General features: G+C 66.4%; 21 protein-coding genes. 12 read left to right on the top strand and 9 right to left on the bottom strand.

Going from position 1 to position 26,563, the window contains the following annotated elements; translation table 11 throughout:
- Positions 1–90 precede the first annotated feature (90 nt).
- Positions 91–1,164, bottom strand: a complete 1,074-nt coding sequence (locus NYR58_RS09340) for a cell wall hydrolase (protein ID WP_261520283.1) — start codon at positions 1,162–1,164, stop codon at positions 91–93.
- A gap of 295 nt (positions 1,165–1,459) precedes the next feature.
- Between NYR58_RS09340 and NYR58_RS09335 the strand changes: the two genes are divergently transcribed.
- Complete coding sequence (locus tag NYR58_RS09335) at positions 1,460–1,969, top strand: OsmC family protein (protein ID WP_261520282.1); 510 nt, start codon at positions 1,460–1,462, stop codon at positions 1,967–1,969.
- A 9-nt stretch (positions 1,970–1,978) separates the two neighbouring features.
- On the opposite strand, the gene der is transcribed toward NYR58_RS09335, so the two are convergent.
- Positions 1,979–3,388 carry a ribosome biogenesis GTPase Der gene (der, locus tag NYR58_RS09330; protein ID WP_261520281.1) on the bottom strand — a complete coding sequence of 470 codons (1,410 nt, stop codon included), beginning with the start codon at positions 3,386–3,388 and terminating at the stop codon, positions 1,979–1,981.
- A gap of 6 nt (positions 3,389–3,394) precedes the next feature.
- The gene (locus NYR58_RS09325; RefSeq protein WP_261520279.1) at positions 3,395–4,057 is read right to left on the bottom strand and encodes a tetratricopeptide repeat protein; all 663 of its coding nucleotides are present in this window, start codon (positions 4,055–4,057) and stop codon (positions 3,395–3,397) included.
- 119 nt (positions 4,058–4,176) lie between these two features.
- Here NYR58_RS09325 and NYR58_RS09320 point away from each other — a divergent pair, with 119 nt between their 5' ends.
- Complete coding sequence (locus NYR58_RS09320; protein ID WP_261520278.1) at positions 4,177–4,521, top strand: TraR/DksA family transcriptional regulator; 345 nt, start codon at positions 4,177–4,179, stop codon at positions 4,519–4,521.
- A 120-nt stretch (positions 4,522–4,641) separates the two neighbouring features.
- Entirely contained in the window at positions 4,642–5,613 is a 972-nt protein-coding gene (locus tag NYR58_RS09315; protein ID WP_261520276.1) for a polysaccharide deacetylase, read from the top strand.
- A 122-nt stretch (positions 5,614–5,735) separates the two neighbouring features.
- Here NYR58_RS09315 and sbmA read toward each other — a convergent pair whose 3' ends face one another.
- Both sbmA and NYR58_RS09305 read right to left on the bottom strand, forming a co-directional pair.
- Positions 5,736–7,043: a peptide antibiotic transporter SbmA gene (gene sbmA, locus NYR58_RS09310; protein ID WP_261520275.1), complete on the bottom strand. Its 1,308-nt coding sequence runs from the start codon at positions 7,041–7,043 to the stop codon at positions 5,736–5,738.
- A 205-nt stretch (positions 7,044–7,248) separates the two neighbouring features.
- A complete protein-coding gene (locus NYR58_RS09305; RefSeq protein WP_261520274.1) occupies positions 7,249–8,826 on the bottom strand; it encodes a BCCT family transporter in 1,578 nt (525 codons plus the stop codon).
- Between the two features lie 343 nt (positions 8,827–9,169).
- Here NYR58_RS09305 and NYR58_RS09300 point away from each other — a divergent pair, with 343 nt between their 5' ends.
- The 3 genes from NYR58_RS09300 to NYR58_RS09290 all read left to right on the top strand — a co-directional run bounded on the left by NYR58_RS09300 (position 9,170) and on the right by NYR58_RS09290 (position 13,050).
- Positions 9,170–9,436: a YMGG-like glycine zipper-containing protein gene (locus NYR58_RS09300; RefSeq protein ID WP_261520273.1), complete on the top strand. Its 267-nt coding sequence runs from the start codon at positions 9,170–9,172 to the stop codon at positions 9,434–9,436.
- 534 nt (positions 9,437–9,970) lie between these two features.
- Positions 9,971–10,951, top strand: coding sequence for a sugar-binding transcriptional regulator (locus tag NYR58_RS09295; protein ID WP_261520272.1), 981 nt, complete (start codon positions 9,971–9,973; stop codon positions 10,949–10,951).
- A 44-nt stretch (positions 10,952–10,995) separates the two neighbouring features.
- Positions 10,996–13,050: a bifunctional aldolase/short-chain dehydrogenase gene (locus tag NYR58_RS09290; RefSeq protein ID WP_261520271.1), complete on the top strand. Its 2,055-nt coding sequence runs from the start codon at positions 10,996–10,998 to the stop codon at positions 13,048–13,050.
- Positions 13,051–13,119: 69 nt separating this feature from the next.
- Here the strand turns inward: NYR58_RS09290 and NYR58_RS09285 are convergent, their stop codons facing one another.
- From NYR58_RS09285 to NYR58_RS09275, 3 genes are read right to left on the bottom strand one after another with little or no spacing between them, the layout of a single operon-like run.
- Complete coding sequence (locus tag NYR58_RS09285; RefSeq protein ID WP_261520270.1) at positions 13,120–14,175, bottom strand: substrate-binding domain-containing protein; 1,056 nt, start codon at positions 14,173–14,175, stop codon at positions 13,120–13,122.
- A gap of 36 nt (positions 14,176–14,211) precedes the next feature.
- The gene (locus NYR58_RS09280) at positions 14,212–15,273 is read right to left on the bottom strand and encodes an ABC transporter permease (RefSeq protein ID WP_378074675.1); all 1,062 of its coding nucleotides are present in this window, start codon (positions 15,271–15,273) and stop codon (positions 14,212–14,214) included.
- A 27-nt stretch (positions 15,274–15,300) separates the two neighbouring features.
- Positions 15,301–16,812, bottom strand: coding sequence for a sugar ABC transporter ATP-binding protein (locus NYR58_RS09275; protein ID WP_261520268.1), 1,512 nt, complete (start codon positions 16,810–16,812; stop codon positions 15,301–15,303).
- Between the two features lie 206 nt (positions 16,813–17,018).
- Here NYR58_RS09275 and mtnK point away from each other — a divergent pair, with 206 nt between their 5' ends.
- Both mtnK and mtnA read left to right on the top strand, forming a co-directional pair.
- Complete coding sequence (gene mtnK, locus NYR58_RS09270) at positions 17,019–18,302, top strand: S-methyl-5-thioribose kinase (RefSeq protein ID WP_261520267.1); 1,284 nt, start codon at positions 17,019–17,021, stop codon at positions 18,300–18,302.
- On the top strand, positions 18,299–19,405 hold the full coding sequence (gene mtnA / locus NYR58_RS09265) for an S-methyl-5-thioribose-1-phosphate isomerase (protein ID WP_261520266.1): 1,107 nt from the start codon (positions 18,299–18,301) through the stop codon (positions 19,403–19,405). Before mtnK ends, mtnA begins: the two co-directional genes overlap by 4 nt.
- 18 nt (positions 19,406–19,423) lie before the next feature.
- Here mtnA and NYR58_RS09260 read toward each other — a convergent pair whose 3' ends face one another.
- On the bottom strand, positions 19,424–20,338 hold the full coding sequence (locus tag NYR58_RS09260) for a helix-turn-helix domain-containing protein (RefSeq protein ID WP_261520265.1): 915 nt from the start codon (positions 20,336–20,338) through the stop codon (positions 19,424–19,426).
- Between the two features lie 190 nt (positions 20,339–20,528).
- Between NYR58_RS09260 and NYR58_RS09255 the strand changes: the two genes are divergently transcribed.
- From NYR58_RS09255 to NYR58_RS09240, 4 genes are all read left to right on the top strand, one after another.
- Positions 20,529–22,613, top strand: a complete 2,085-nt coding sequence (locus NYR58_RS09255) for an ABC transporter substrate-binding protein (protein ID WP_261520262.1) — start codon at positions 20,529–20,531, stop codon at positions 22,611–22,613.
- Positions 22,614–22,675: 62 nt separating this feature from the next.
- On the top strand, positions 22,676–23,689 hold the full coding sequence (locus NYR58_RS09250; RefSeq protein ID WP_261520261.1) for an ABC transporter permease: 1,014 nt from the start codon (positions 22,676–22,678) through the stop codon (positions 23,687–23,689).
- Positions 23,686–24,870: an ABC transporter permease gene (locus tag NYR58_RS09245; protein WP_261520260.1), complete on the top strand. Its 1,185-nt coding sequence runs from the start codon at positions 23,686–23,688 to the stop codon at positions 24,868–24,870. The genes NYR58_RS09250 and NYR58_RS09245 overlap by 4 nt, the downstream gene beginning before the upstream one ends.
- Before the next feature lie 11 nt (positions 24,871–24,881).
- The gene (locus tag NYR58_RS09240; RefSeq protein ID WP_261520259.1) at positions 24,882–26,549 is read left to right on the top strand and encodes an ABC transporter ATP-binding protein; all 1,668 of its coding nucleotides are present in this window, start codon (positions 24,882–24,884) and stop codon (positions 26,547–26,549) included.
- The last annotated feature ends 14 nt before the right edge of the window (positions 26,550–26,563 follow it).

The raw sequence follows: 26,563 nt of genomic DNA, 5'->3' as shown, positions 1-26,563 counted from the left end.
TACGCAAGTGCGACAATGCGCCGTTCACAAAGGGCCGCGCGCGGCGGCAGAATCGCGGCCCTTTTGCGGGAAATCCCGCGTCCCAAGCGCCTATCGCCAGCCGCCGCCATAGGTGCGGTAGAAGACGTGCCGCCCGATGCGCTTCACGCGCTCCATGGTCGAGGCCCAGCGCGGGTGCACATAGGTGGCGTGGTAATGGGTGGCGCTGCCCACCTCCTCCAGCCAGATCTTGCCGGCCGTCACGGCCATGGCCACCTGCCGGGCGGTCTCGAAATGGGCCGGGCTCTTCACGCGGTCGCGGATGCCGTCGCAGGCGAAGGAGAACTGGCAGCGGTTGCGCCATTTCTCGTTCTGGTAGACCACGCCGCAGATGGAGCTGGGATAGGCGGGATTGCGCACGCGATTGAGGATGACCTGGGCGACGGCGGCCTGCCCCTTCACCGGCTCGCCGCGCGCCTCGAAATAGATGCCGGCGGCAAGGCAGCGCTGCTCGCGCTCGGAAAAGGCGGAAGCGGGCAGCGGCTGGCGCGCCCAGGGGTGGTCGGTGGGCGGCACCGGCGGGATGAAGCGGCCCTCGTTCTCGTCGCGCAGGATGCTGGCGAAGGGGGATTGCTTGGCATAGTCCGGCGCCTTCGGGGCATAGGCGGTTGCCAGGATGTCGGCCTCGTCATTGTTGACCAGGCTGGCGATGGCAGGCGGCAGGTCGGGGGCGGCGGGCTTGTCCTCCTTGAGATAGAAGGCGGTGGCAATCTGCACCTCCTTGCCCTTGATCTCCGGCCTGGCGAAGGCCATGCGCGGCTCGTCCGCCACCGGCGGCGAGAGCAGAAGCGCCGCCCTGCCCTGCCCTGCCACCGCGCCGGCGCCGAAAGGCTTCGGCGGTGCCATGGGCAGAACCTTCACCAGCCGTCCCGACTTCCCGGCGCGGTTGACGCGCGCCTCGTCCGGGGTGGCCGCCGCCGCGCCCTTCGTGCGGAAGGCGACGGTGCCGATGCCGGGTGCGGTGCGCCCGGCGCCCGAGAAGGCGTCGAGCCGCGCGCCGGCATCGCTGAAGGGCATCTCCGCCTGGTGCAGGGAGCCGGCCACCGAGCGCTCGATCACCGCCGTCCAGCGCGCGCCCGTCTCCTGCCCGGAAACGAGGCTCGCCATGTCCTGATAGGCGGCCACAGTCGGAAACCCGATCCAGAACCCGAGGCCAATCACCGCAGGGGCAAGAAAAGATTTCTCCCGGCCCGGCAACGGGCGCGAACGCCGAACAGCCAAACGAAACACCCGACCCCTCACTGCTTCCGATACGCAACGCGAACCGTTCGCAAGACTAATTGGTTAACCTTGACCACCGGTTAACAGGCAGGAAGAGATCGTCGGCGAATGCGCTGCGCCGAAGGGCGCTTTCGGTTATGATGGTGCCCGACACCCGCCCGCCCGCGGGGCTGCCGCACGTTGAAGGGAGGGACAGGCGATGGACGCTGCCGCGTTGCGCGCCATGCAGGCGCCGCTCAAGGAGCGCTACAATTCCGACCCCCGGGCCGCCCGCATCACGCTCAGGGCGAGCGGCTCGCTCGATGACCGGAACATCGCCTGCAAGGTGGAGACCGGACGCGCGCTTGCCGTTGCCGGCCTGCACCCGGCCACCGGCGGCTCGGGCATGGAACTGTGCTCCGGCGACATGCTGCTGGAGGCGTTGGTGGCCTGCGCCGGCGTGACGATGAAGGCGGTGGCGACGGCGATGGACATCCCGCTTCGCGCCGCCACCATATCCGCGGAGGGCGATCTCGACTTCCGCGGCACGCTGGGCGTGGCGAAGGACGCGCCGGTCGGCTTCTCGCAGATCCGCCTGACCTTCCAGGTCGACACCGACGCCCCGCAGGAAAAGCTCGAAAAGCTGCTCGAACTCACCGAACGCTATTGCGTCGTCTACCAGACAATCCGCAGCGGACCGCCGGTTGACCTGCGCCTGGAGCGCGGTTGAGACTGCCGCTCAGCGCTTTTTCGCGCGGCCCGCATAGGGGTTTTCCGAGGTGCGCAGCGTCACGCGGATCGGCACGCCGAAGATGTCGAAGCTCTCGCGCAGGCCGTTGACAAGGTAGCGCACATAGGACTGCGGCATGGCCTCGGGCCGGGAGCAGGACAGGACGAAGCCCGGCGGGCGCGTCTTGACCTGCGTCATGTACTTCACCTTCAGCCGGCGCCCGGCAACGGCAGGCGGCGGGTGCTGGGCGGTGGCGGCGGCCAGCCAGCGGTTGAGCGGGCCGGTGGGCACACGCCGGTTCCACACCTCGTGGGTGGCCAGCGCGGCTTCCATCATGCGGTCGAGCCCGCGCCCGGTTTCGGCCGAAATGGGCACCGCCTTCAGCCCGCGCACCTGCGGCAGCAGCCGCTCAGTCTTCTCGCGCAGCTCGGCCAGCATGCGCTCCCGATCCTCGATCAGGTCCCACTTGTTGAAGACGATGACGGGTGCGCGCCCCTCGCGGATCACCAGATCGGCAATCTGCAGGTCCTGCTTGTCGAAGGGCATGGTGGCGTCGAGAACGACGATCACAACCTCCGCGAAACGCACGGCCCGCAGTGTCTCGCCTACCGAGAGCTTTTCCAGCTTTTCCTGCACGCGCGCCTTGCGGCGCATGCCGGCCGTATCGAACAGGCGCACCGCCCGCCCGCGCCAGCTCCATTCCACCGCGATGGAATCGCGCGTGATGCCCGCCTCCGGCCCGGTCAGAAGGCGCTCCTCGCCGATCAGCGTGTTGATGAGCGTGGACTTGCCGGCATTGGGCCGCCCGACAACGGCGATGCGCACCGGCCTTGTGGTGTCGTAGGCCGGGGGCTCGGCATCGGGGTCGATGTCCTCTCCCTCGCCCGTGGCCCCCTCGCGCGGCTCCTCGTCCTCTTCCCCGGCCTGCGGCGCCGCGGCGGCGATGGCGTCGCGCAGCTCCGCCATGCCGTGCCCATGCTCGGCCGAGATGGCCACCGGCTCTCCGAGCCCCAGGCTCCACGCCTCCAGGACGCCGGCCTCGGCCGCGCGCACATCGGTCTTGTTCGCCACCAGCACCACCGGCTTGCCCCGGCGCCGCACCACCTCCGCGAAGGTGCGGTCGTCGGGGGCAACACCCGCGCGCGCGTCGATCATGAAGACAACGACATCGGCCTCGTCGATGGCCGTCTCGGTCTGCGCACGCATCCGCCCCTCCAGCGTGGGGGCGGCGGCATCCTCCAGCCCCGCCGTATCGATCACGTCGAAGCGCAGATCCTGCAGGCGCGCGGCATGCAGGCGCCGGTCGCGCGTGACGCCCGGCGTATCGTCGACCAGGGCAATGCGCCGGCCCACAAGCCGGTTGAAAAGCGTTGACTTGCCGACATTCGGCCGGCCGATGATGGCGACCTTGAATGCCATGGGCTATCAGGACGCGCTTCCGGAGCCGACGATCAGCTCCGACATCATCTCCGCCCGCTGGCGGATGCCCGCCGGCGCCTGCGGGTCGTCGAGAATCTGCTCGAACAGGCTCAGCGCGTTCTCCCGCTCGCCCGCCTTCAAGGCGGCCAGCGCCAGCAGCTCGCGCGCGCTGTGGCGCATCGCGTTGCCTTCCGCCGTCAGCGGCTCGACGCGCGCTGCCACATCGTCGTAGGAGCCATGATCGAGCAGCAGAAAGGCAGCCCGCAGGCGCGCGATGTCGCGGATGGCGCCTGGCACCGCGCTGTCCTGGGCGACAGCGTCGTAGCGGGCAATGGCCTTCTGCGGCTCGCTGTCGGCGAGGGTCGCCGCCGCGCCCAGGCGCGCCAGCACCGGATAGGCGCCGTAGCCGTCGACCTCCAGCGCCTCGAAGGCGGCGAGCGCGCCCTGCGCGTCGCCCTCCTCCATCAGGTCGAGCGCGCGGGCAAAGGCATCGCCCGCCTGGTTGGCGCGGGCGGTCGTCCAGTACTGGTAGCCGACATAGGCGGCGGTCGCCAAGATAACGAACGCCGCCGCGGCAATCGCCATCGTGCCGTAGCGGCGCCAAAGCGCCCGGAGCTGGTCCTGGCGAAGCTCCTCGTTGACCTCGCGGATGAAACTGTCGTCGGACATGGAAAACCTGTTCTCGGCCGGGCTCGCCCGGAGATTTGTCTTTCTGCCCGCCTTTTAACGGAAATTTGCGCGCATGGAAGGGGTAGCGGCCACCGTGGCCACCGCGCTAGACTGGCGCCATGACGATCGACAGCGAAGGGACGCGGCAACGGCTGGCCGCCAAACGTGCTGAACTGGAAGAGCTTTCGCGCCTGTCACAGGAGGCGCGAAAGCCCGTCGAGCTCGACCAGCAATCGGTGGGCCGGCTGTCGCGCATGGACGCCATCCAGCAGCAGGCGATGGCGGAGGCGGCCGAGCGCGCCCGCAAGCGCGACCTCGCCCGCATCGACATGGCAGAGCGCCGGCTGGCCGAAGGCGAATACGGCTATTGCCTCGATTGCGGCGAGCCCATTCCCGACCGCCGGCTGGAGATCGACCCGATGGCCGAGCGCTGCGTGGCCTGTGCAGGCGGCGGGCGCGGCTGAAAGAGTGCTGCGACCAGCGACGGGATTGCGAGGCCGCGACCGCAGTCCACACCCTGCCACATTTCGCCCCTAGCCGGTGAGGCGGGGACCTTCCTTGCGATTCATTTTCACGGCCTCTGCATGTCCTTTCTATCGCGTCTTTGCGTTTGCGCCCTTGCGCTTCTGTCCTGCCTGCCGGCACGAGCCGGCGAGGCGCCGCAATATGTGATCATCTCCTTCGATGGGGCTTCCTCCATCGAGCAGTGGGAGCGCAGCCGGCGGCTGGCGGACCGCACCGGCGCGCGCTTCACCTATTTTCTCTCCTGCGTGTATCTTCTCTCGCCGGAAACGCGGAAGCGCTATCGCGGCCCCGGCATGGCGGCAGGCAGGAGCAATGTCGGCAACGCCGCCTCCGGGGACGACGTGCGCCGGCGCCTTTCCCAGATCTGGCAGGCGCGTGCCGAGGGCCACGAGATCGCGAGCCACGGCTGCGGCCATTTCGACGGCGGCGCATGGAGCGGCGCGCAGTGGGCGCATGAATTCGCCCAGTTCGACACCATCCTGCGCGATGCCTGGGCGATCAACGGCCTTACGGGGGAGCCGGCAGGCTGGCGGCGCTTCGCCGAGGAGGAGATCGTCGGCTTTCGCGCCCCCTATCTTTCCACCGGCCCCGGCCTTTTCCGGGCGCTGGCGGCGGCGGGCCTGCGCTACGACGCCAGCACCGTCTCGCGCGGGCCCGTGCCGCCACGGGCGAAGGGCGGGCTCGTGCGCTTTTCCCTGCCGCTCGTGCCGGAAGGCCCGGCCGGGCGCCCGCTCATCGCCATGGACTACAATCTCTATGTGCGCCATTCGCAGGCAGAGGAGCGCCCGGCGGAGGCGGAAGCGTTCGAGCAGCGCGCCTATGAGGCGTTCCTTGCCGCCTTCGAGACGGAATATGCCGGCGCGCGCACGCCGCTGCAGATCGGCTTTCACTTCACCCTGATGAACGGCGGCGCCTATTGGCGGGCGCTGGAGCGCTTCGCCGAGGCGGTGTGCACCAGGCCGCAGGTGCGCTGCACGAGCTACCGCCAATATCTCGACGAGGCGGAACGCCGGCCCGGTGCCGACGGCTGAAGCCCAGTGGTCTGACCGAAACAGATGGTACCCGTCCGTTTCGACAAGTCGGCCCACAAGCTATTGATCTGGTCGGGCGATTTTTCCCAACAGATGGGTTACCATCTGTTGGGATCGCACCACTAGGAACCCGGCTCCGGCGCCACGTCGCCCTGCCGGCGCTCCAGATAGTGGCGGTCGATGTCGGGCAACGGCTCGCCCTTGATCGACGCCTCGAAGGCCTTCAGGCGCTTGTAGATCGACATCAGTTCGACGATCGTCGTCCAGGAATTGACCAGATACTGGAAGGAGTTTTCCACGCGCGTGAAGGCGCGGATGATCTGCTGCATCACGCCGAGCGTGATGGCGCCGCCGATCACCGACGGGCCCAGCGCGATATAGGGCACCAGATTGCCGATCTGCAGATAGAAGATGCGCACCAGATTGAAATACATGTAGTTGAGGTAGAGGCGGAAATAGTTGCGGCGCACATCGTCGAACAGGGCGCGCACCGTGGGCGGCTGGGCGCGGTCGGCGTAGTCCTCGCCATAGACCAGCTCCTTGCGGTAGGCCGCCTCCACGCGCTGGTTGCGGAATTCGAGCCCCGGCAGCCGGACGCCCGCGACGGCCACCAGAGCCGTGCCCAGCACCGACCACAGGATGGCCACGAAGACGAGCCCCTGGCTCACCTCGCCGATGATCGGCAGCTCCTTCACATGCGCCGACAGCCCCCACAGGAGCGGCAGGAAGGCAATCAGCGTCATCACCGAATCGAGCAGGCTTATCCCCAGGCTTTCGGTGATCGAGGCAAAGCGCATCGTGTCTTCCTGCACGCGCTGGGCAGCGCCTTCGATATGGCGCAGCTTCTGCCACTGCGCCATGTAGTAGGCGTTCATCGCCGTGCGCCAGCGGAAGATGAAGTGGCTGACGAAGAAGCGGAACAGCGTGCCGAAGAACACGTAGACGAGCGCAATGCGCAGGAAGGCGACGATCTGCCAGTAATAGTCGCCCGCCTCCACCGAGTCCGGCGCGCCGAGCGCGGTCTGTATCATGTCGTAGAAGGTGCCGAACCACTCGTTGATCATCACGTCGAGCTGGACCAGGAACCAGTTGACAAAGAAGATCAGCGCCGAGCCCGCCACCGACCAGCGCGCCCAGGGATGCGGCGACAGCCACATCCAGCCGCCGACGAAAAGGGCGATCACGAACAGGAAATACTGATAGAACCAGAAGCCGGCGGCCCGCGACTGCGCCTCGGCGAGGGCGGCGCGCGCCGCCTCCTCCACCTCCGGGCCCAGCGCTTCGGGATAGCCGAAGCCCACGAGGCCGCCGAGGCTCAAGCTCGGGCCGAGGCCCCGCGCCACCCCATACCAGAAGGCGATGCAAAAGAGGCTCCATAGGACGAAGCTTGCGAAGAACAGGCGCGGTCTGGGGAAGAATGAGATGAACATGGTGCAATCCCGGAGGTGAATCCGCAGGCATGGGTGGGCTGTTGCGCCGTGCTTTTCAGCACCGGCGCGCGCGGCACATTACGGGCGCCCTCCCCGCATCGCAACATAACAATCCGTAACATCCCGGAGAGTGGCGCGAATACAAAGAGCCCGCCGGCGGCGACCGGCGGGCCCTTGCGGATCGGCCGATGCAGCCGGCCCTTTCTCAGCGTTCCTCGTTGGCCAGCGCCCGCCAGGTGGCGTAGAGCATCACCACCAGCAGGATGGCGAAGGGGAAGCCCGTGGCGATGGCGCCGGCCTGCAGAGCGGCCAGACCACCGCCCAGAAGCAGCACGATGGCCACCAGCCCCTCGAAGGTGGCCCAGAAGACACGCTGGGCCACCGGCGCGTCGATCTTGCCGCCGGCGGTGATCGTGTCGATCACCAGCGAGCCCGAATCGGAGGAGGTGACGAAGAAGACGATCACCAGGATGATGCCGATGAGCGAGGAGATGCTTGCCAGCGGCAGGTCGGCCAGCATGGCGAACAGCGAAAGCTCCGGCACATAGTCGACCACCGTCTCCTGCACGCCCGTGTAGCCCTCGATGAGGAACTGGTCGAGCGCGGTGCCGCCGAAGGTGGTCATCCACAGGATGGAGACCAGCGTCGGAATGATGAGCACGCAGGTGATGAACTCGCGCACCGTGCGCCCCATGGAGACGCGCGCGATGAACATGCCGACGAAGGGCGACCAGGAGATCCACCACGCCCAGTAGAAGGTGGTCCAACCGTGCATGAAGCCGGTGTCCTCGCGGCCGATCCAGTTGGAAAGCGCCGGCAGCTCCTTCACGTAGGCCCAGCTGTTGGCGAAGAAGCCAGTGATGATGGCAAGCGTCGGCCCGAAGATGATGATGAAGAGCAGCAGGGCCAGCGCCAGCACCATGTTGATCTCCGACAGCCGCTTCACGCCCGCGTCGAGCCCGGCCACCACCGAGGCCAGCGCCATCGCGGTGATGATCAGGATGAGGACCACCGTGGAGGTCTCGGTGTTGGGAATGCCGTACAGCTCGTTCAGGCCGGCCATCGCCTGCGAGGCGCCGAGCCCCAGGGAAGTGGCCAGGCCGAACAGGGTGGCGAAAACGGCCATGGTGTCGATCACATGGCCGATCCAGCCGCGCACGCGCTCGCCGAAGATGGGATAGAAGGCGGAGCGGATGGAAAGCGGCAGGCCCTTGTTGTAGGCGGCCAGCGCCAGCGACAGGGCAAGCACGGCATAGATCGCCCAGGGATGCAGACCCCAGTGGAAGATGGTGGCCGCCATGGCCACCTCGCGCGCGGCCGGCACGGCCTCGGTCACGACCTCGCCGTCGACCAGCGGCGAGGCCACGCCGAGCGGCGGATTGTTGAAGTGGTACATCGGCTCCAGAACGCCGAAGAACATCAGCCCGATGCCCATGCCGGCGGCAAACAGCATCGCGAACCAGCCGGCATAGGAGTATTCCGGCACGGCGTCCTTGCCGCCCAGGCGCACCTTGCCGAGCGGCGAAACGACCACGGCGAGGCAGAAAACGACGAACAGATTGGCAGAGATCATGAAGACCCAGTCGAAGGTCGAGGTCAGCCAGACGCGCAGCCCGCCGAGCATGTTGCCGGCCGTCTCGCGGAAGATCAGCGCCAGAATGACGAATGCGACGATGAGGACGGCGGAAACGAAGAAAACGGGATTGTGAACATCGAGCCCGAGAATGCGGACATTGTCCTGTCCTGGTTCGAGGCCGTGTTCCTCCACGGATGTATCAGCCATACTTCAACTCCTTTTCTGTCCGGCGCGTGGAATGATGAGAACCCGAGGCGCGGCGCCGGAGCTTCTCCCACAGAAAGGAGCCTGTAAGAAAACAGGCGCTCAAAATGGTCTCATTGCGACCTCGGTGTGCCGAATACGACGAAAATTCAACAAATCTGGCGGGAAATGAACCCCCCGGCGGCAAAATTGAGGCAGAACAAGCCAAAGTCCAAAGGATTTTCGCCGCTTGAACGCACAACCCTTGACGCGGGCGCGGCGACGGGGGAGCATCGGCCTGTGTCCGGCCTTCGGCGCAGGCCCGCCTTTCGCGGGTTGCCCGGGCCAATGCCAGCTTGGAGGTCCCATGAAGAAACTCATTCTCTTGCTGCCGTTCGTGGTTGCGGCTGCCGCCTGCACGCCCACCCAGCAGGGCGCGGCGATCGGCGGCGCGAGCGGCGCGGCCATCGGTGCACTTGCCTCGGGCAACAAGGTGGAAGGCGCCATCATCGGTGGTGCGGTCGGCACCGTCGCCGGCGCGCTCATCGGGCGTGCCGCCGAGGGCAGCAACCAGTGCATCTATCGAGACGAGTACGGTCGCCGCTATACCGCCCCCTGCCCGCGCGGCTACTGATGCCGCCTTCGGGGGACGAGACGGACAGGAGCGGAGGCCGAAGCCTGACTTCGGCCTCCGTTTCCTTCCGGGCCGGAACGGCCAATCTTCCATATCCGCGCCGCCGCCCCGCGCGGGGATAAAATCAGCGCCCCAGCCCCCCCGGCTACCCGTTGCCTCTGCTCGCTATTCCCTGTTCGCCATTCGCTTCCCGCCACTTTATTCATCCCCATCCGCACCGCCGCCCTTCTCCTCCCCCCATCGCTTTCGCGGAAACCGGGTGCTCGGAAGAGCGACGGCAGCCACCCTCTTCGCGGTCGGTTCTGGAAGGCATGTGTGGGCCCGCGGCAGGCCGGGTGCGGAGAAACCGAAGAGGGCGGCGGGACCTGCCGCAGACAAGCAGAGAGGCGCGATCAACGCGTCCCGTTTCCCGCGTTGCTCACCAAAGGCCAGAAGGCCAAAGCCGGACGTGGCGAAGATGGCGCGCGGGCAGCGGTTTCCGGCTTGATTGACTTTTGTCAGAGCCCGTGAATAATGTCTAACCGGAGGCGCGCTATGGCTTATCGTCCGGCAGATCAGATCGTCCACAAGGCGGCATGGCTTTACTACACCCACGGCTTGCGCCAGGACGAAGTGGCGCAGCGCCTCAACATCTCGCGTGCTTCCGTGGCGCTCTACCTGCGCCGGGCGCGCGAGGCGGGCATCGTCCACATCTCCACCTCCACACAGCTTTTCCGCGAAGACAGGATGGCGCGCCTTCTGGAGGATGCGCTGGGTCTGGAAACGGTGTGGATCGCCGGCGGCGAAGGGCTGAACGACGATCCTGCTGCCGAGATCCCGACGCTGGCGGCCAGCGTGTTTCTCGAGATGGTGAAGAATGGCGACCGGGTGGGCGTCGCCTGGGGCCGCACCGTCTATGCCATTGCCGATGCCATGGCCTATGCCGACCGGCAGGGCGTGACCGTGGTGGAGCTGTGCGGCAATCTCGGCTCTCCCTATTCCTACCGTCCCGACCAGTGCACGATGGAGATCGCCCGCCGGCTCAATGCCCGCGGCCTCAATTTCTACGCGCCGCTGGTGCTCAGCACACCGGATCTGGCAAACCGCCTGCGCGAGGAGCCGGTCATCCGCGAGCAGCTCGACGGCATCAGCGCCTGCGACCTGGCGCTGTTTACCGTGGGCACGCTGGACGAGGACAGCCATGTCATCAAGTGCGGGGCGCTTGGCCTGGCGGAGCTGCAGGCGCTCAAGCAGCAGGGCGCGGCTGGCGTGATTGCCGGGCAGATCATCGACGCCAACGGCCGGCTGCTCGACTGCGACTACAACCGTCGCATCATCTCGGCCGATTTCGATTCCATCCGCGCCATCCCCCGCCGGCTGATGGTGGTGCAGGAGGACGAGAAGTTCGCGCCGCTTCTGGCTGCCATCGCCGGCCGTTTCTTCACGCATCTGGTGCTGACCTCGCGCATGGCCCGGCGCCTCATCGAGCACATCGAGGCGAAAGGCGCCAAGACGACCGCCAAGGCCACCGCGTGACGGTCCGCCGTCCGCTGCAATCCGACAAACGATACGGGGAGACCATGCAGAACCTTTGGAACGACAGCCAGGCCGAAAAGCTGGTGGGGGACTACGCCGCCAAGGGCGTTTCCCGCGATCTCGCGCTCAGGGTCTACACCACCCGTCTGCTGGGCGGCGAGCCGCGGCTGGTGCTGCACGGCGGCGGCAACACCTCGTTGAAGACCCGCGCGAAGGACATTCTGGGCATCGAGTGGGAGGTCCTGTGCGTCAAGGGAAGCGGCTGGGACATGGGCGTGATCGAGCCTGCCGGCCTGCCGGCGGTGAAGCTCGACGCGCTGCTGGCGGCGCGCAGCCTGAAGGCGCTGTCCGACGAGGACATGGTGGCCATGCAGCGCGCCAATCTGCTCGACCCCTCCGCGCCCAACCCGTCGATCGAGACGCTGCTTCACGCCTTCCTGCCGCACAAATTCGTCGACCATACCCATTCCACGGCCATCCTCGCGCTGGTCGACCAGCAGGACAGCGAACCCCTGTGCCGGGAGGTTTTCGGCGGGCGGCTGGGCTTCGTGCCCTACATCAAGCCGGGCTTCGACCTTGCCAAGGCGGCCGCCGACATCTACGACGCAGACCCCTCCGTTCAGGGCCTCATCCTCGACAAGCACGGCATCTTCACCTTCGCCGAGACGGCGAAGGAAGCGTATGATCTGATGATCGAGTTCGTCACCATGGCCGAGGAGCACGTGGCGCAGCACGGCAGACGGCCCTTCACGCCCGTCAGCCTGCCAGCGGCCCTTGCCACGCCCGCCGACATCGCCCCCTATCTGCGCGGCGCCATTGCCGTTCCCCAGGGCGAGGGCAGCTTTGCCCGCATGGTGTCGGACTTCCGCACCTCCCCGAAGATCCTCGACTACGTCAATGCCGAGAACGCCGAGGAGCTTGCCAGGCGCGGCGTCTCCACGCCCGACCTGTCCATCCGCATCAAGACCGGGCCCATGGTCCTGCCCGCGCCGGAGGCCGGCAAGCTGGCCGAGTATGGCGAGACCATCCGCCGGAAGGTGGCCGAGTTTGCCGACCGCTACCGCGAATATTTCGAGACCAACAATGCGCGCGACGACGTGGCGCGCACCATGCTCGATCCCATGCCGCGGCTTACCCTGGTGCGCGGCCTCGGCCTGTTCGGCCACGGCCGCAGCATGAAGGAGGCGAAGATCGCCGCCGATGTGGGCGAGATGCTGGTGGAGGCCGTTACGGGGGCGGAGGCCATCGGCTCCTTCCATCCGCTTGCGCTGTCCGATCTCTTCGAGCTCGAATACTGGTCTCTGGAGCAGGCCAAGCTCGCCGCCAACAAGCCCAAGCCCCTGTCCGGTCAGGTGATGCTCGTCACCGGCGGCGCCGGGGCCATCGGCGCGGCAACGGCCAGGGCGTTTGCCGCCGAGGGCGCGCATGTGGTGGTTGTCGATCTCGATGCCGAGAAGGCACGCGCCACGGCGCAGGCGGCGGGCAACGCCTCGGTAGGGGTGGGCGCGGACGTCACCGATCCGGCGGCCGTGCGCGCCGCCTTCGACCACGCGGTGGAGGTCTATGGCGGCGTCGACATCGTGGTCTCAAACGCCGGTGCGGCCTGGCAGGGAAGGATCGGCGAACTCGACGATGCCACGCTGCGCAAGAGCTTCGAGCTCAACTTCTTCGCACACCAGAACGTGGCGAAGAACGCGGTGCGCATCTTCCAGATGCAGAAGACGGGCGGCGTGCTGCTCTTCAACACCTCAAAGCAGGCGGTCAATCCGGGCGCCAATTTCGGCGCCTATGGCCTGCCCAAGGCGGCCACGCTGTTCCTGTCGCGGCAATACGCGCTCGACTACGGTGCCGAAGGCATCCGCTCCAACGCGGTGAATGCCGACCGCATCCGCTCCGGCCTGCTCACCGACGAGATGATCGCCAGCCGCGCGCGGGCGCGCGGCGTCTCAGAGAAGGACTATATGGGCGGCAATCTTCTGGGGCTGGAGGTGCGCGCCGAGGACGTGGCCCAGGCCTTCCTGCATCTGGCGCTGGCCGAGCGCACCACGGCCAGCGTGACCACGGTGGATGGCGGCAACATCGCCGCAGCGCTGCGCTGATGCGGCCCGGAAAAAGGGGCGGCCCGACGGACCGCCCCTTTTTCTTCCTTCTCGCTGCGGCGCCGGCGCTCAGTCGCGCGGCGGCAGCGGCATCCAGTCCGGCACCGCCACGTCGGCATGGGCGAACTGCGGCAGCTTCTGCGACAGCTCCTCCATGTTGGAGATGTCCTGCTCGTTGAGCATGTCCTGGGTGATCAGGGTGGGCGGCACGATGACGTTGCGGCCGGGGTCTTCGCCGGCGAGCAGCATGGCCAGCGCGCGCACCGAGACCTCGCCGACCACGGCCGGATTGGTGGCGGCGGTGGCAACCCAGGCGCTGCCGGGCTCGCGCATCGCGGCAATGTCGGCGGTCGAGATGTCGGCGGAATAGATCTTCACGTCGCTCGAAAGCCCCGCCTCGTCGACCGCGATCTTCACGCCCTTGGCAAACTCGTCATAGGGGGCAAAGACCACCTCGATGCCGGGGTTGGCCGAAAGGACGGAGCGGGCCTGATTGGCCACGGAGTTGGCGATCGGATTGTCCAGCGTGCCGAACTGGGCGACCTCCTCGATGCCCGGATACCGCTCCTTGAACTCCACCCAGGTCTCGTTGCGCCGGTCGAGCGGCGCAATGCCGGGAACATAGACATAGGCCGCCGTCCAGGCTTCGCCATTGTCCTTGATCGCCTGCTCCAGCGCCAGGCGGGCCAGGTCGCGGTCGGACTGCTCGATCTGCGGGATCGCCTCGTTCTCGACATTGACGTCAAAGGCGACCACCTTGATACCGGCATCGACGGCGCGTTGAGCCGCTTCCTTCATGGATTCCGTCAGGCCATGCTGGATGACGATCCCATCGACACCCAGCGCGATGGCCTGGTCCACCATGTCGGCCTGCAGCGCGGCATCCTGGCGGCTGTCGAAGACGCGCAGGTTCACGCCCAGCGCCTTGGCCTGCGCCTCCACACCGGAGAGATAGGCCTGGAAGAAGTCGCCGGTGGACAGGTAGCGCACCAGCGCAATCTCCACCTCGCCCGGATTGTCGAAGGGGGCCGGCATCTCCTGCGCGCCCGCCGCAGCCGGCCACACCATGCCGGCGGCCAGAAGACCGGCTGCCAGCCGGCCCAGATGTCTGCGTGTGGTCTTCATTCTTTCCTCCACTGGTGTTTCCTCCAAGATCCCGCCCTACCGGCCGTTGCGACCCAGCAGCGCGAAGGTGAAAACGAGCGCGATGACGAGCACCGCCCCCTTGACGAAATCCTGCGTGTAGTAGGGCACGTTCATCATGGTCAGCCCCTGCAGCAGCACGCCGACGAACAGCGCGCCGATGGCGGTGCCGAAGGCGTTCGGCTTGGCGGCGCCCAGCACCGCGAAACCGATGAGGGCAGCGGCCACGGCATCAAGCAGCAGGTTGTTGCCCGATGCGATGTCGCCGCGGCCCAGCCGGGCGGCCAGCAGGATGCCGCCGATGGCGGAGAACACGCCGGAAATGACATAGGCCCAGATCCTGTAGGCCCGGACCGGCGCGCCGGCGAAGGCGGCAGCCTGCGCGTTGGAGCCCACGGCATACATCATGCGCCCGAAGCGGGTGTATTCGAGAAAGAACCAGATGAGCACCGCCAGCACGACGAGCACCACCACCGAGGCGGGCACCAGGTTCTCGATGAAGAAATCGAAGCGATGGCGGCCGAGCGCCAGAAAGGCGGGAGAGAAGGCGCCACCCGCCGTGGAACCGTCGGGCAGGGTCATGCCGGCGGCGATGGAGCGGCCTTCCGTGGGAATGCGCTGCAGGCCGATCAGCAGGAACATCATTCCCAGGGTGGCCAGGAGATCGGGCACGCGCATGTAGCAGATGATGAGACCGTTGATGAGGCCGACCAGGGCGCCGATGGCCAGGCAGGCAAGCACGGCAACAAGGGCGTTCTGCTCCAGCACCACCATCACATAGGCGGCCGCCATCATGGCGGAGGTGGCGATGGCGCCGATCGAAAGATCGAAGCCGCCGACCACCAGCGTGGCCGTGACGCCAAGGGCCAGGATGCCGGTGATGGAGACCGACTGCAGGATGAACACCGCGGCCTGCGGCGAGGCGAACCCGCGGGTGGCCAGCGAAAAGAAGACGATGAGGCCGGCAAGCAGGGCGAGGAAACCATAGCGGATGGCAAGCTCGCGCGGCGACAGGCGCGGGCGGGCGCCCTGCCCTTCCTCGACTCTTGCCGTCGCCTTGCCCGCCATGTCGCTGTCCATCGGTTGCGCTCTCCCTGTCCTTCTTCCTCAGGCCGCGCCCTGAAGCCCCCTGCCCGCCACATCGGCCAGCAGCCGGTCCATGTCGAGGTTCCTGTTGCGATGCTCGCCGACGATCGTGTGCTCCGACATGACGAGGATGCGGTCGGCGGTCTCCAGCGCCTCGTCGAGCTCGGTCAGGAAAAGGAGCGTTGCGCGCTGGCCGGCGCTCTCGCGCAGCTTGGCGGCGATGTCGTGCCGGGCTGCAATGTCGACGCCCTGGAAGGGCTCGTCGAGAATGAGCATTCGCGAGGGCTGCGAAAGCCACCGCGCAACCGTCACCTTCTGCTGGTTGCCGCCCGAGAGCGTGGCAAGATCGTCGCGCTCGGAGCGGCAGACGATCTTGAGGTCGGCAATCCGGGCACGCGCGGCGGCGCGCTCCGCCCGCCTGCTGGCCACGCCGAGATGCGAAAAATGCGGCAGGAATGGCAGGCTGATGTTCTCATAGATGTTGAAGTCGGGAACGATGCCCGTTCTCGCCCGGTCCTTGGCGACGAGAAAGACGCCGCGGCGAATGGCGGCAGCGGGGGAAGACGGCGCATAGGGCCGGCCGTCGATCCGCATGGCGCCGGCAAGCGGCGGGTGAACCCCGAACAGGGTTTCGGCAAGCCGCGTCTTGCCCACGCCGACGAGGCCGGTGATGGCGACAACCTCGCCGATGCCCAGGCTGAGCGAGAAGGGCCTGGCGCCCTCGGCGATCCGAAGCCCGTCGGCGGTGAAGACCGGCGCCGTCGCCTCCCGCGACTCGATGCCGCCGGCGCCCAGGTTCTGCCCCAGCATGGCGTTGACCGCACCCTCATAGTCGAGCGGCTTTTCCTCGAAGACACCGACGATGCGCCCGTCGCGCAGGCTGACGATCCTGTCGGCGATGCGGCGGATGTCCGACATGCGGTGCGAGATGTAGAGAATGGCTACCCCGCGCTCGCGCAGCCGCTCGACCAGCGCAAACAGGCGGTCGGCCTCGCTGCTCGACAGGGAGGAGGTGGGCTCGTCGAGGATCATCACCTTCGGCTCGTGCGCCATGGCGCGGGCAATCGCCACCATCTGCCGGTCGGCCAGGGAAAGCCCGGTGACATCCGCCATCAGATCAATGCCGAGCCCCATGCGGCGCGCCACCTCTCGCGCCTCGCGGCGGATGCGGCGCGGGTTGAAGAAGATGCCGCGGCCTCCGCCGCTCAGCCGGTCGAGCACAAGATTGGTGGCGACGTCGAGCGCGGCGACCACGCCGTCATTGATGTTCTGATGCACGGTGACGACACCGGCACGCATGGCTTCCGCCGGGGAAGCCGGCGCGAAGGGGGCCTCGCCCAGAAACATCTCGCCCCTTTGGGCGCGGTACACGCCGCTCACAATTTTCACGAGGGTGGACTTGCCGGCGCCATTGGCGCCCATCAGCACCGTCACCTCTCCGGCGCGCAGCTCCAGCGTCACGCCGCGCAGCACCTCGTTAGGGCCGAACGACTTGCCGAGACCCGCAATGCGGAAAATGGCGCCTTGTCCCATGCCTTCCTCCCACGATGACGCTAGGCACAGTTCAATCATTTGTCAACATGATTGACAAATGACAGAGCCTTGGTAGCGTGCTCATGGTCGCACATGCTGGCACTGGCGCGGGACCGGCCCGATCGGCGGCCTTCGCGGGACCCGGCGTCGCGGCAGCGGCCGCATCGCCGCCGGGGCCGCGGCAAGAGAGGGAGGAGACGGAAGGGATGACGGACGACGCGTTTCAAGCACTGACCGTGGAAACGCTGCCCCGAAGGCTGGGCGCGGTCGCCGCCGTCGCCGAAAAGGTGGGCGGGGCACCGCAGGGCTGGAAGGTGCGCGAGGTGGGAGACGGCAACCTCAACCTCGTCTTCATCGTGGAGGGCGAGACGGGCAGCCTCGTCATCAAGCAGGCCCTGCCCTATGTGCGGCTGGTGGGCGACAGCTGGCCGCTGCCGCTCAAGCGCTCCTTCTTCGAGTATCATGCGCTGACCCGCCAGGAGGCGCGCGCCCCCGGGGCCGTGCCGAAAGTCTTCCACTTCGACGAGGCGCAGGCGCTCATCGCCATGGAGTATCTGTCGCCGCACATCATCCTGCGACGCGCCCTCATCCAGGGCCAGGAGCTGCCGCGGATCGCCCGCGATCTGGGGCTCTTCATGGCGCGCACGCTGTTCCGCGGCTCCGACCTTTGCATGAAGGCGCGCGAGCGCAAGGCGGACCTGGCGCTGTTTGCCGACAATGTGGAGCTGTGCGACATCACCGAGAACCTCGTCTTCACCGACCCCTATTTCGGGGCGCCGATGAACCGGCACACGCCGCAGCTCGACCCTCTGGTGGCGGAACTGCGTGCCGACCGCGACCTGAGGGTGGAGGCGCAGCGGATGAAACACCTGTTCGCCGCCAATGCCGAGACGCTGGTGCATGGAGACCTGCACACCGGCTCGGTGATGGTGACGGCGCAGGATACCCGGGTGATCGACCCGGAATTCGCCTTCTACGGGCCGATGGCCTTCGATGTCGGCATGCTGCTGGCCAATTTCTGGATGGCCTTCTTCGCGCAGAGGGGCCACGAGACCGGGGGTTCACGGGCGGGCATGCGCGCCTATCTGTTGAATGTGATCGAGGAAACGTGGCGCGTCTTCCGCGAGGAGTTTTCCGCGCTTTGGCGCACGGAGCGCACCGGCATGCTGTACCATCGCAGCCTCTATGAAGAGCAGAACGACACGCTGGGCGCCGAGCAGGCGCTCGGCCACGTTCTGCACGGCGTCTGGGAGGACATGCTGGGCTTTGCGGGCGTCGAGATCCACCGGCGCATCCTGGGCCTCGCCCACAACGCCGATTTCGAAGACATCGAGGATGTGGCGCTGCGCGCGCAATGCGAGGCGGCGGCGCTGCGCTTCGGCCGCCACATCGCCGTCAACCGGCGGCATGTCACCTCGCTCGGCGAGATCAACCAACTGGCGCAACTGCTTGATGAAGGGCGCGGCGCCCCGGCAGGGAGGCTGTCATGAAAGTCGAAGGCAAGCATTTCCGCACCATCTGGGTGAACGAGGACGGCTGGTCGGTCGATCTCATCGACCAGCGCTGGCTGCCCCACGAATTCCGCGTCGAGACCGTGCGCACGGTGGCGGGCATCGCCACCGCCATTTGCGACATGTGGGTGCGCGGGGCGCCGCTGATCGGCGTTGCCGCCGCCTACGGCGTGGCGATGCGCATGCGCGAAGACCCCTGCGATGCCGCGCTGGACGCGGTGTGGGAGGAGCTCCATGCCACGCGGCCCACGGCCATCAACCTGCGCTGGGCGCTCGACGAGATGCGCAACCTGCTGCGTCCCCTGCCCCCCGGCGAGCGCGCGGCGGCAGCCTATCGCAGGGCGGCCGAGATTGCCGACGAGGATGTGGAACTCAACCGCAGCATCGGCCGGCACGGGCTCAACATCATTCGCCGCATCGCCCGCGGAAAGAAACCCGGCGAGCCGGTGAACATCCTTACCCACTGCAATGCCGGGTGGCTGGCCACCGTCGATTACGGCACGGCCACAGCACCCATCTATCTGGCGGTCGAGGAGGGGATCCCCGTCCACGTCTATGTGGACGAGACGCGCCCGCGCAACCAGGGGGCCCACCTTACCGCCTGGGAGATGGCCGGCCACGGCGTGCCGCACACGCTGATTGTCGACAATGCCGGCGGGCATCTGATGCAGCGCGGCAAGGTGGACATGGTGATCGTCGGCACGGACCGCACCACCGCCCAGGGCGACGTGTGCAACAAGATCGGCACCTATCTGAAGGCGCTCGCCGCGCATGACAACGGCGTGCCGTTCTATGTGGCGCTTCCCTCGCCCACCATCGACTGGACGGTGCGCGACGGCGTGAAGGAGATCCCCATCGAGGAGCGATCCGAGGACGAGGTCTCGCTGGTGTGGGGACGGGACACGGAGGGCCGCATCCGCCAGGTGCGCATCGCGCCGCAGACCACGCCTGCAGGCAACCCGGCCTTCGACGTGACCCCGGCGCGGCTGGTGACGGGGCTGATCACCGAGCGGGGCGTGACGGAAGCCTCCGCCGAGGGGCTGGCCAAGCTGTTCCCCGAGCGCGCCAGGACGGCGGCCTGAACCCTTGCCCGCGGGGCGTCAGGTCTCCCCCATGCGGCCGGGCAGCCGCCCGCTGGCGGCCAGGCTGCGCCGCATCTCCAGAGGCGTCATGCCATAGGCGGCGCGGAAATGGGCGTAGAACTGGCTGAGCGAGGTAAAGCCGGACTGGAAGGCGGCGTTGGCGATCGACAGATTGCCCTCGAAGAGCAGGGCACGCGCCCTGATGAGCCGCATGCGGATGACGAAGCGGCGCACGGGAACGCGCATGACGCGGGTGAACAGGTTGAGCGCATAGTTGGGGTGCAGGCCCACCACGCGCGCGATGTCCTTCGAGGTGATCGGCTCGGCCAGGTTCTCATGGATGTAGCGGACCATGGCCACCACATAGCCGAGCGGTGAGGCGGTGCCAGCCACCGGCTCCTGCGTCTCGATCCACGGCGGCAGGAGCACCTCCCAGCCGACCAGCATGGTGCGCCGCAGCATGCTGGCGATCTCGGACTTGAGGATATCGGCGCGCTCGACATCGCCGCTGCGATAGTCCCGATACCAGCGCTCCAGGAGCGCGTTGTCGACGGCATCCTCCGGCAGCATGATGACGCCGCCGCCGATCATGGTCTCCGTCAGCCGGCCGAGATTGGGCATGTGGAGAAACGTGTCGAGCGGCAGATAGATGTTGCACTGACGGGCACCGCCGCCCCGGCCCCGGTCGATGCTGACGGTGCGGTGGGGAATCCCGGCCCAGAACATGGCCAGCCGCCGCGGCGGGACACGCACCGGACGGCCATCGAAGAGGTAGCCCATCGAGCCCTCCGTGAGCCAGTTGAACTCGATATGGCCATGCCAGTGTTCGGCCGGCATGAGCTGCGGCATGAACCAGCGGATGCCGAAACGGCCGAATGCCTTGGTGGTGGCATAGAAGCGGCGGTCGGGACGCGGCACCGTGCGCGGGGCCACGTCCCTTCCGCCTCCGGCCGTTTGGCGTCCGTTCACATCCGACATGGCTCCCACCCGATCTTTAAAACCCGGAAAAGGTGCTTAGAAAGCCGGATTGCGCGCCATTGTGCAAGAGGTACCGTCAACGAGCACGCCACTCGACCGGACGGCAATCCCGGCGACGGGCGTATGGTAATGAAAGGGAGGAACGATGCACAGGAAGCTGAGCACCCTGACCGGGGCCGGCCTTCTGCTCGGCGTGTCCGCGCTGGCAGCACAGGCCCAAATGGTCGAACCCACCACGCCGCCCGACCCGCCGGCATTCCCGGCCCAGAGCGAGCCCGTCTTCGTCGGCATTTCCGACATTCTGGAGTACCGGGCGCTGCCCGAATATCACGAGCCGGAATGGGTGACGGAAAAGTTCGTCAAGACCGGCAAGCTGCCGCCCGTCGGGGAGCGCCTGCCGAAGGAACCGATGGTCTACAAGGCGGCCAACATGCCCGACGGCATCGGTGACTACGGCGGCACGCTGCGCCATGTGATCGGCGGGCGGCCGGAGGGCTGGAACTACATCGCCGGCCAGAGCCAGGGCTGGGGCGGCATCGACATCGGCATGATGGAATGCCTCACGCGTACGGGACCGCTGTTCACGATCAGGGCCGAGGAACTTCAGCCCATGCCGAACCTCGCCAAGAGCTGGGAATGGTCCGAGGACGGCCATCAGCTCACCATGCACCTGATCGAGGGGGCCAGATGGTCCGACGGCGACCCCTTCGATGCCGAGGACGTGATGTTCTATTGGGAGGATCATGTTCAGGACCCGAACGTTACGCCGCTCAATGGCGCAAGCCCGGCAAATTTCGGTGAAGGCACCACGCTGGAAAAGATCGACGACTATACGATCCGGTGGACGTTCAAGACGCCGTTCCCCACCGAATATCTCTATCAGATGGCGTATGGGAATTTCTGCCCGGGGCCGTCGCATATCCTGAAACCCCAGCACCCGAAATATTCCGACAACACCTATGAGGAATACAAGAACGCGTTTCCGCCGGATTTTCTGAACTGGCCGGTAATGGGTGCGTGGGTGCCGGTGGAATACCGGCCGGACGACATCATCGTGCTGCGCCGGAACCCCTACTACTGGAAGGTGGACGAGGAGGGAAACCAGCTCCCCTATCTCGACGAGGTGCACTACCGGCTGTCTACCTGGGCTGATCGCGACGTGCAGGCCGTTGCCGGTTCCGGCGACTTCTCGAATCTGGAGCAGCCTGAAAGCTATGTCGAGGCACTGCGCCGCAGTGCCGAGGAAACAGCGCCTGCCAGGCTGCAGTTCGGGCCGCGGACGATCGGTTACGCGCTGCAGATGAACATGTCAGCCAATGGATGGGGCGAGCCGGACGAACGCGCACAGGCCGTGCGTGAGCTGAATCGCGAGCTCGATTTCCGCAAGGCGGTGACCATGGCAATCGACCGGCAGAGGCTGGGAGAATCGCTGGTACGCGGGCCGTTTACAGCCATCTATCCCGGGGGCCTTTACGCAGGCACGACCTATTATGACAAGGAATCCACGGCCTACTACCCCTACAATCTCGAGGCGGCCAACGCGCTTCTTGACGGTCTGGGGCTGAAGGACACGGACGGAAACGGCATCCGCAATTTCCCTGACGGGATGGCCGATGGACAGGATGTCGAGATCACCCTACTGGCCAACGCGGACTACAACACCGACCGCAATCTTGCGGAGGGCGTGGTCAACATGATGCAGAAGCTGGGTCTGCGGGTGATCCTCAACCTGCAGCAAGGCGCCTCGCGCGATGCGCTTTACCAGTCGGGCCGCTTCGACTGGCAGGTCTTCCGGCAAACACCGGAGATGGTGACGGTGGTGCAGAACACCGCGATGCTGGCGCCGACCGGACCGCACGTGCACCAGTTCCACCGGGCCGGGCCGGACGGCACGCTCGATCTCCTGCCCTTCGAGGAAGAACTGGTGGAGATCGTACGTTCCTTCGTACGCACGCAGGATCTGGGCGAGCGCGCCGAGCTGATGAGGCGCTACCAGAGGGTGTTCACCGAAAACGTCTATTCGGTGGGGCTTACCCAATATCCGGGCGCGCTGATCATCAACAAGCGCTTTGCCAACATACCGGCCGGGGCTCCGATCTTCATGTACAACTGGGCCGAGGACAACATCATCCGCGAACGGGTGTATGTGCCCGAGGACAGGCAGCAAGACTATGAGCTGCATCCCCAGACCTTGCCGGGCGAACCGGGCAGCGACGGCCCGCTGACCTGATGGCTGCATGACCGGTCAGGGGGAAGCGCTCCCCCTGACCAACCAACCAATGGCTGCGCGACATGCTGAGATTTCTCGTCATCCGGATTCTGGGAGCGATCCCGATCCTCTTCGCCCTGAGCATCGTGACCTTCGCCATCATCGAGGCGAAGCCTGGCGACTACTCCGACTATATCCGCTCCATGCTCATCAACCAGGGCGGAGCGACCATCGAGCAGGCCGAAGCACAGGCGAGAGCCTATCGCGAGGCGCATGGGCTCGACGACCCCCTGATCGTGCGATATGTGCGCTGGGTGACCGGCATTGTCACGCGTTTCGATTTCGGGCACAGCTTCTACTACAATCGACCCGTGGGAGACGTTGTCGCCGACCGCTTGCCGGCCACGATCGCGTTGGCACTGACCTGCCACCTGCTGGCCTCGCTGTTCGGCATATCGCTGGGCATTGTCGCTGCCACCCGTCAATACAGTTGGGTGGACACCCTGCTCAGCTTCATATCCTTTCTGGGACTGACCATCCCGCGCTTCCTGCTGGCGATCATCATTCTCTACATCCTGGTCTTCCGCCTCAACGTGTCGGAAGTGGGCATGTTCTTCTCCGCCCGCTATGGCGGCGCACCCTGGAGTTGGGACAAGTTCGTCAATCTCGTGCAGCATGTCTGGCCGGTGGTCTTCATCGCCACCTTCGGCGGGCTCGCCTACAACATGCGCGTGATGCGCGGCAATCTGCTCGATGTGCTGAACGCCCAGTATATCGAGACGGCGCGCGCAAAGGGGCTGTCGGAAGGGGCGGTGGTGATGCGGCATGCCGTGCCCAACGCCCTGCATCCACTGGTCGCGTATCAAGGGGTGGTGCTGCCTTACATGCTCACCGGAGAAATCGAGGTGGCCGTCGTCTTCGGCCTTGCAACGGTGGGTCCGGCCATCGTCGGCTCCATGGCGGTCGGCGATGTGTGGGTGACGGCCACCTTCATGCTGGTGCTCGCAACCACGCTCATCATCGGCAACATCATCGCCGATCTGCTTCTGGCATTGCTCGATCCGCGCGTTCGCCTCGGCGGGGAGAAGTCCGCATGACCAATCTCGACCTACGTCCACCAGCCTCACATCCTTCCAGCGCCGGCGAGCCACTGCAGGCACCGGATGCCACGTTGCCGGAAGAACAAGCCGCTGTGCGCCTGCCGCAGCGCCACGAAAGCTACTACACGCTGGTATGGCGGCGCTTCAGGCGCTCGGTGAGCGGCATGACGGGCCTGGTTCTCGTGTGTCTGCTTGTCATCATCGCAGTCTTCGCGGATTTCTTTGCACCGATGGACCCACGGGCGACCGATACGCCCTTTGCGCCACCGGATGTTATCTCGTTCACCGCCCCCGACGGCAGCTTCAGCCTCATCCCCTATGTCTATCCCGTCGGCGAGACGGGCGAGCTCGATCCGGTGACCTTCCAACCTCTGACGGGCCCGATCCTCGACAATCCCACTCCGGTCGGCTTCTTCGTGAAGGGACATTCATACCGCCTGTTCGGCCTCATTCCGGCCGAGCGTCACTTCTTCGGCACGAGGGACGGGCGGCCGCTCCACCTGCTCGGCACCGACAAGTTCGGCCGCGACATCCTTTCGCGCGGCATCCACGGATCGCGCATCTCGCTGATTATCGCCTTTGCCGTGGTGACCATCACCACCACGGTGGGCACGCTTGTGGGCATCGGCTCCGGCTATCTGGGCGGTAACGTGGACAATATCGTGCAGCGATTTGTCGACTTCGTGCTCGCGTTTCCGCAGTTGCCGCTCTATCTGGCGCTGACCTCGCTGGTACCGCTCACGGCACCTTCCAACGTCTTTATCGCCTTCGTGATTGCGGTGCTGGCCGCTCTTGGCTGGGCACAGCTTTCACGGGAGGTGCGCTCAAAGACATTGGCGCTGGCGCGCATCGACTATGTGCGCGCCGCCATTGCCGTGGGGTCCGGCGACATGCGCATCATCACGCGCCACATTCTGCCCAACGTGCTCTCGCACATCATCGTGGCCGTCACGTTGGCCATTCCCACGGTGGTGCTTCTGGAAAGCTTCCTCGGCTTCCTCGGCTTTGCCGTGAAGCCGCCGCTGATCTCCTGGGGCCTGATGCTGCAGGATACCAACACCTTCTCCGTCATCGGCTCCTATCCGTGGATCCTTTCGCCGGTGGTCTTCGTGCTGATCACCGTCTTTGCCTTCAACGCGCTGGGTGACGGCCTGCGCGATGCCGTCGATCCGTATTGAGGGGGAGAAGAATGCTCGACGAGAACAATCCCTTCGCCCCGCCGGAGCGCCACGATCTGGGCAAGCACGGGCGCGAGCTGATCCTCGATGCCCGCAACGTCGCCGTCGACTTCAAGGTGGAGGGCGGGGTCGTGAACGCGGTGCGCGATGTGTCCTTCCAGCTCCACAAGGGTGAGACCATCGCGCTGGTCGGCGAGAGCGGCTCCGGCAAGTCGGTGACGGCGCGCACGGTTATGCGCCTGCTTTCGCGGCGGGCCACCATCAAGCCGGGAACGAAGATCACGCTTGCCGGAAAGGACATCGTCTCCCTGAGCGAGAAGGCGATGCGGCGCCTGCGCGGCAAGGACGTCTCCATGATCTTTCAGGAGCCGATGTCCTCGCTCAACCCCGTCTACACGATCGGCCGGCAGATCTGCGAGATCCTGCACCTGCACAACCGCATCTCGAACAAGGAGGCGATGGCGCGGGCGAGGCAGCTTCTGGAGGAGGTGCAGATCCCGGAGCCGGAGGCGCGGCTCCGGCAATACCCGCACCAGCTCTCCGGCGGGCAGCGCCAGCGCGTGATGATCGCCATGGCGCTCGCCAACCGGCCCGACATCCTGATCGCCGATGAACCGACGACGGCGCTGGACGTGACGGTGCAGGCGCAGATCCTGCACCTCATCAAGGACCTGAAGGACAAGTACGGCATGGCGGTGATCCTGATCACCCATGACCTGACCATCGTGCGCCAGTTCTCCGAATACGTGTATGTGATGCAGAACGGCGTGGTGCGGGAGCACAACGAGACGGAAGCGCTGTTTGCCAACCCGCGGCACCCCTACACGCAGCGCCTTCTCGCCGCCGAGCCGAAGGGCGCCGCCAGGCCGATCTCGCCGGCCAGCCCCATCGTGCTGGAGGGGCGGAAGGTGAACGTCACCTTCCGGCTCAGGCGCGGCGGCTTCTTCAAGCCCGACTATTTCGACCTGGTGGCCGTCAACGATCTCGATCTCGCGCTGAAGCGCCACGAGACCCTGGGCCTGGTGGGCGAAAGCGGCTCGGGCAAGACCACGTTCGGGCAGGCGCTGATAAGGCTGATCGACAACAACGGCGGCGAGATCTTTTTCGACGGTCAGGCAATCCACGGCAAGGAGCGCAAGGCCATGCGCCCCCTGCGCTCGCGCATGCAGGTGGTCTTCCAGGACCCGTTCGCCTCGCTCAACCCACGCATGTCGGTGCGCCAGATCATCGAGGAAGGGCTGATCGTCAACAGGATCGGCGCCAACACGCGCGAGCGCGTGGACCGCGTGCGCCAGGCGCTCAGGGATGCCGGGCTGCCCGACACCATTCTCAACCGTTTCCCGCACGAGTTTTCCGGCGGACAGCGCCAGCGCATCGCCATCGCCCGGGCGATCGCGCTGGAGCCGGAATTCATCCTGCTCGACGAGCCGACATCCGCGCTCGATCTGTCGGTACAGGCGCAGATCATCGACCTTCTGCGCAAGCTGCAGGACGAGAAGGGCCTGTCCTACCTCTTCATCTCGCACGACCTGAAGGTGGTGCGCGCGCTGTGCCACCGCGTGATGGTGATGCAGTTCGGCAAGATCGTGGAGGAAGGCCCGGTGGAGGACGTGCTGTCCAACCCCAAGACCGACTACACGGCCCGGCTCGTCCGCGCCGCATTCGAAATTGCCGCTTGAACTTCGGAGAAAGC

It is taken from the genome of Chelativorans intermedius (assembly GCF_025398255.1).
GTDB lineage: Bacteria > Pseudomonadota > Alphaproteobacteria > Rhizobiales > Rhizobiaceae > Chelativorans > Chelativorans intermedius.
This window is presented reverse-complemented; position numbering and strand designations above follow the sequence as displayed.